The organism is uncultured Campylobacter sp., from assembly GCF_937890585.1.
In the GTDB taxonomy this organism is placed as follows: Bacteria; Campylobacterota; Campylobacteria; order Campylobacterales; family Campylobacteraceae; genus Campylobacter_A.
Genome location: NZ_CALACG010000070.1, coordinates 1 through 5,413 on the forward strand (window position 1 = coordinate 1; position 5,413 = coordinate 5,413).

Sequence of the window (5,413 nt, forward strand, 5' to 3'; positions counted from 1 at the left end):
ACTCAAGATACCGCCTCCACTCACAGCTAAATAACTCCGTGATCAGAAACTACGCCAAGCTGAGCGCAAGAGAGCCAATGCTAATAAACGTAAATGAAGCTAAGCAAAAGGCATCGCAACTGGCGACGTAGTGAGAGTATTTAACGATAGGGATGAAATTTAGTTTACGCGCTAGTCACCGACATCATCCCAGAGCATGTTATAGCTATCTGCGAGGGCGCATGGCATGATCCTGAAGTGCTAGGCGAAAATTCTAGCTCGCGACAAAGCCACAACTAGCATCGCTCAAAGTAGCTGCGGATACAGGGTCTTAGCTGGTCGTGAAAAATAAAGGAGAGATCAAGCTGGTCGCTGTAAATTTCTAAATTTAGCCCTTGCTTGGGAGCTAAATTTGACTTGTTTTCAACTCGATGCTTGACTGAAATTTAGTAAATAAATTTAGCCGTAAATTTTCTTTAAATTTTCAAGCTTTGCGGTTGCATTTAGCAGTAGCATATCAGCGATAACTAGCCTTATCATCGCGGTTGCAACGACACTGCCACGTATGCCTATGCAAGGATCATGCCTGCCTCTTAGTTCAAAATCCACCGCCTCGCCAGCTAAATTTAGCGTCTTTTGCTCTTTAAATATCGAAGGCGTTGGCTTAAAATGGCTCTTTAGCACGATCTCAGCGCCACTGCTTATGCCCCCAAGTATGCCACCAGCGTTGTTGCTCAAAAAGCCAAGCTCGTCCATCTCGTCGTTGTTTGCTGAGCCAAGCATAGAGCTTACATTTACGCCAGCGCCGATCTCTACGGCTTTTACGCCGTTTATGCCCATTAAGGCCGCCGCTAGAGCGCTATCAAGCCTATCAGAAAGTGGCTCTCCAAGACCAGCTGGCACGCCTTTAGCCACGCTTAAAACCACAGCTCCTACGCTATCGTGCTCGCTTCTAGCTTTATTTACCGCCTCTTTCATCGCCTCTTCGTTGCCAAGGGCGTAAATTTGCGACTCTTTGGCAAATTCGAAATCAACCTTTTCGCTGATGACCTTGCCGATGCCAAGCACACCGCTTAAAACTTCTATCTTAAGCTCATTTAAAAGTAGCTGCGCAAATGCCCCGCCAGCAACTCTTACCGCAGTCTCTCTAGCACTTGCTCGCCCACCGCCTCTATGATCTCTAATGCCATATTTTTTAAAATAGGTAAGATCAGCATGGCCAGGGCGGAAAATCTCACGTAAATTTTCATAGTCATTTGACTTTTGGTTGTTGTTAAAAATGGCAAAACCTATCGGTGCGCCGGTGCTTACACCATCAAAAACGCCGCTAAAAATTTCTATCTTATCAGCCTCATCTCTTGCCGTTGTGAAGCTACTTTGCCCAGGGCGACGTCTATCAAGCTCGCTTTGGATGAAGTCTATATCGATCTTTAGCCCAGCAGGTAGGCCGTCTATCACGCCACCTATCGCCACCCCATGGCTCTCGCCAAAGCTAGTTAAGGTTAGTTTTTTGCCAAATGTATTCAAAATTTATCCTATTTTTTGATTTTTTCTAGTGCGATTTTTGCTGCGAGCTGTTGGGCTTGCTTTTTGGAGCTTCCAACGGCACGTGAAATTTCTTTGCCATTTAGCAGTAGAGCTATCTCAAATTCTTTCTTGTGATCAGGGCCAAAAGAGCCGATGAGCTCGTAGCTTGGCATGACGCCAAGGTTTGCTTGAGTGACCTCTTGAAGGGCTGTTTTGTAGTCTTTTTCAAGGTGCGCAAAGTCGATCTTTGGGTAGCAAAGCTCAAGCAGCGTGATAGAAATTTCTCGCACTTTATCAAGTCCAGCCTCAAGGTAGATAGCCCCCATCACCGCCTCAAATGCATCGCTTAAAATGCTATCTTTCTCTCTGCCGCCGTTATTTTCCTCAGCTTGGCTAAGTCTTAAAAACTCGCCCATATTTAGCCGTCTAGCCATATTTGCAAAGCTTTTTTCATTTACAAGAGCGGCACGAAGTTTGCTCATGTCGCCCTCTGCGATCTTGCTAAATTTCTTAAAAAGATACTCAGCCACTAGTAGATCCATCACCGCATCGCCCAAAAACTCGAGCCTCTCGTTATTTAACGCCTGCTTGGTGCTCTTGTGCGTTAGCGCCTCTTCTAAAAGCTCACTTTGCTTAAATTTATACCCAAGACTACGTTCAAATTCTTCTAAATTTTTCATATCTTATTCTCATCTTTTATTCTTAATGCCTCGTCTCTTGCCATCTGGTCGCACTCCTCGTTTTCAGGGTGTCCAGCGTGCCCCTTAACCCAGCTAGCCACGACTTTATGTGGCTTTGAAATTTCTAAATACTCCTGCCAAAGCTCGACATTTTTTACATTTTTGAAATTTCTCTTTTGCCAGTTTGCAAGCCACTCGTTTATGCTATTTACCACGTATGAGCTATCAGTAAAGAGTCTCACCTCGCAGGGCTCTTTTAGCGCTTTTAGCCCCATTATCGCAGCTTTTAGCTCCATTTGGTTGTTTGTTGTAAAGGCCTCGCCGCCACTCTCTTTTTTCTGCGCTTCGTTAAATCTCAATATATAAGCCCAGCCGCCAGCTCCAGGGTTTCCAAGGCACGAGCCGTCACTAAAAAGTGTTACTATCTTCACTTGATTTTTCTGTGATGTGGGATAAAATTTTGACACTTCCTAGCTCGTGACAGACCGGACAGCGGTAAAAGTGCATAGGAAATGAGTTTTTGCAGTTTTTGCAAACGTAGTTAAAGCTTAGCCCAGCCGCGTCAAATTTAGCGTCCTTTAGCCTTTTTATGGCATTTAGCTCAAAGCCGTAAATTTCACATGGCTCATCTATATCGCCCTTTGCGTAAAAGAGGGATTTGTATTTTGGATCGCTTAAATTTATAGGAGTTTTTAGGTTGTAAAGCAGGTCTAGCACATCTTCAAATTTGGCAAAATCTTTTAAATTTTCTAAATTTTCATTGTGTCTTATAAAAAGTGCTAAGATCATACGTTTTAAAAGCTCAAAATTTTGGCTAAGGTGCGAGAGAATTTCTACCTTTTCGCTAAAGCTTAAATTTCTATCATCAAGCGTGCTGATCGCCTTTATATAGGCCTTTTGATCTTTCACATTTGTCCCAAGCTCTTCAAGAGAATTTAGTGCATAAAGCGCTTCTTTATAGTTTTTAAGCTTCTCATCTATCATCGTTAAAAAGCGCAGTGCGAGGACGTTTCTAGGGCTTAGCTCGAGCGCTTTTTCAAAGATTTCGCTAGCTTTTTTTAAAAATCCAGCCTTAAAATATACCTCTCCAAGCTCGTTTAGGATAAATTCTTTCTCGTTTTTATCTTTTACCTTTTCAAGTGCGATGAGATAGACGCCGATTGATTTTTCAAAGTCGCCATTTTTAGCGAAGGTCTGACCTAGCATGCTAAGGCTTGGTATATCTACTTCTGGACTTTTTAGCATCTGCTTGTGCTCGTCGCTTATGCCATCTTTGCTGTCAAATTTCTTGATAAATTTCTCGATGCGTTTTTTCTCATCTTTGCTAGAAAATATGCCCCAAGCATAGCTTAAAGCGGCGATCATCAAGATGATACTAAATAGAATAATAAGGCTAAATATCGGATCTCTGTGCCCAATGAAAAAAATATCCACGCTAACACTTTGTAATAAAATTTTACTTTAATTATAACAAAGCAGTTGTATAATTTTGCTTATGATAGATCCAAAATCCATTGAAAAATTAAAAAACCAAATAGACATTGTTAATATCATCGAGCAGTATATCCCTGTCAAAAAGATGGGCTCAAGCTACAAGTGTGTCTGTCCGTTTCACGACGACAAAAACCCAAGCATGAGCATAAATCAAAACAAGCAGATGTATCACTGCTTTGCCTGCAAAGCTGGCGGAGATGCGGTTAAATTTGTGATGGATTATGAAAAGCTAACCTACCCAGAGGCGATAGAAAAGATCGCTCAAATTTCAAATTTCAGCCTTGAATACACAAACGACAAGGTGCCAACGCAAAAAGAAAATAAGCACATCTTAGAAAAGGTAAATGCCTTTTATAGAAGTGAGTTTTACAAAAACGAAGCGGCTGTTAGATATATCAAGTCGCGCGGCATAAATGATGCGATGATAGAGAAATTTGAGCTTGGCTGGGCTGGGGATAGTAAAAGCACCATTAGGCTTTTGCAAAATGAAAACATAGAGCCTAAAGAGGCGCTTGAAGTTGGCATCGTAAAGCAAAATGAGAAGGGAATTTACGCTAGTTTCATCGAGCGCATAACATTTCCCATCTACTCGCACACGACAAGACTTGTTGGCTTTGGCGGTAGAACGATCTCAGATCACCCTGCAAAATATGTAAATTCGCCTCAAAGTGCGGTATTTGACAAGTCAAAGCTGCTCTATGGCTACCACCTTGCTAGGCAAAGCATCTTTGAGAAAAATCAGATAATAATAACTGAAGGCTATTTAGACGTCATCATGCTTCACTACGCTGGCTTTACAAACGCTGTTGCAGTGCTTGGCACGGCACTTACAACAAGTCACTTGCCACTTTTAAAAAGAGGCGAGATAAGCGTAGTGCTTTGCTTTGACGGCGACGGAGCAGGCATAAATGCGGCCATAAAGTCCGCTCACTTGCTAAGCATAAATAAGATAGATACAAAAGTAGTCATCATAAGTAACGGAGCAGACCCTGCTGATATGGTCTTTGCAGGTAAGATAAAGGAGCTAAAAGAGCTCTTTGGCTCTGGCGAGGATGCGGTGAAATTTTATATAGAAAAGATCATGCAAAAGTATGACATCGCGCGCTCAATGCAAAGAGATAACTGCCTAAGCGAGATAAAAGCCTATATGGACGAGCTTGGAGAGGAGATAGCAAGCTCGTATGTAACAGAGGTAGCGGCAAGATTTAACCTAACTCCACAAAGCGTGGCAGATAGGTTTGGACTAAAGCAGAAGCCAAAAAATGAATATAAATTTAAAAAAGAGTTTAGAAAAAAAGATAAAGATGAATTTAGCAACTCTGTCATGGTAGATGAGGTGCCAGCTGTGATGAACAAAGACCCGCTTGAGTTTGCACTTTTTAAAACCATGCTAAATAACCCAAACTACAGAGATGAGATACTCTCAAAGCTTGGGGCTAGATACTTTATAAAGCATCCTGAGTATCTAAACGCCATCCTTTATAGATACGACGTGAGCGATGAGGAGATGGTTAGAGAAATTTTAATGGACGAAAAGATCCATGAGATCACCGATCCAACCACTTTACAAAAGGCTATTTTGAATATGCAAATCGCCTTTTATGAGAATGAACAGCAAATTTTAAAAGGCTCTGACAACCCAAATAAGATAGAAATTTTAGAAAAAGATGACATTTTGCCAAGCGGCGTTGTAAAACTTGTAAAAGTTTATATAGCTACAAAACGCAAACTAA

General features: G+C 41.8%; 5 protein-coding genes and 1 pseudogene. 2 read left to right on the forward strand and 4 right to left on the reverse strand.

Annotation, left to right across the window (positions count from 1 at the left end):
* Positions 1-365 (forward strand): annotated as a pseudogene (locus Q0296_RS11520) (molybdopterin dinucleotide binding domain-containing protein); the annotation flags it as partial.
* A gap of 73 nt (positions 366-438) precedes the next feature.
* Here the strand turns inward: Q0296_RS11520 and aroC are convergent.
* From aroC to Q0296_RS01865, 4 genes are read right to left on the reverse strand one after another with little or no spacing between them, the layout of a single operon-like run.
* A complete protein-coding gene (gene aroC, locus Q0296_RS01850; RefSeq protein WP_298035949.1) occupies positions 439-1,506 on the reverse strand; it encodes a chorismate synthase in 1,068 nt (355 codons plus the stop codon).
* Between the two features lie 8 nt (positions 1,507-1,514).
* A complete protein-coding gene (gene rnc / locus Q0296_RS01855) occupies positions 1,515-2,186 on the reverse strand; it encodes a ribonuclease III (protein ID WP_298035952.1) in 672 nt (223 codons plus the stop codon).
* Positions 2,183-2,617, reverse strand: a complete 435-nt coding sequence (rnhA, locus tag Q0296_RS01860; RefSeq protein ID WP_298035953.1) for a ribonuclease HI — start codon at positions 2,615-2,617, stop codon at positions 2,183-2,185. Before rnhA ends, rnc begins: the two co-directional genes overlap by 4 nt.
* Positions 2,595-3,620, reverse strand: coding sequence for a tetratricopeptide repeat protein (locus Q0296_RS01865; protein ID WP_298035955.1), 1,026 nt, complete (start codon positions 3,618-3,620; stop codon positions 2,595-2,597). The genes rnhA and Q0296_RS01865 overlap by 23 nt, the downstream gene beginning before the upstream one ends.
* Before the next feature lie 61 nt (positions 3,621-3,681).
* Here Q0296_RS01865 and dnaG point away from each other — a divergent pair.
* Positions 3,682-5,413, forward strand: a 1,732-nt coding sequence (gene dnaG / locus Q0296_RS01870) for a DNA primase (RefSeq protein ID WP_298035957.1), incomplete at its 3' end; no start/stop codon positions are given.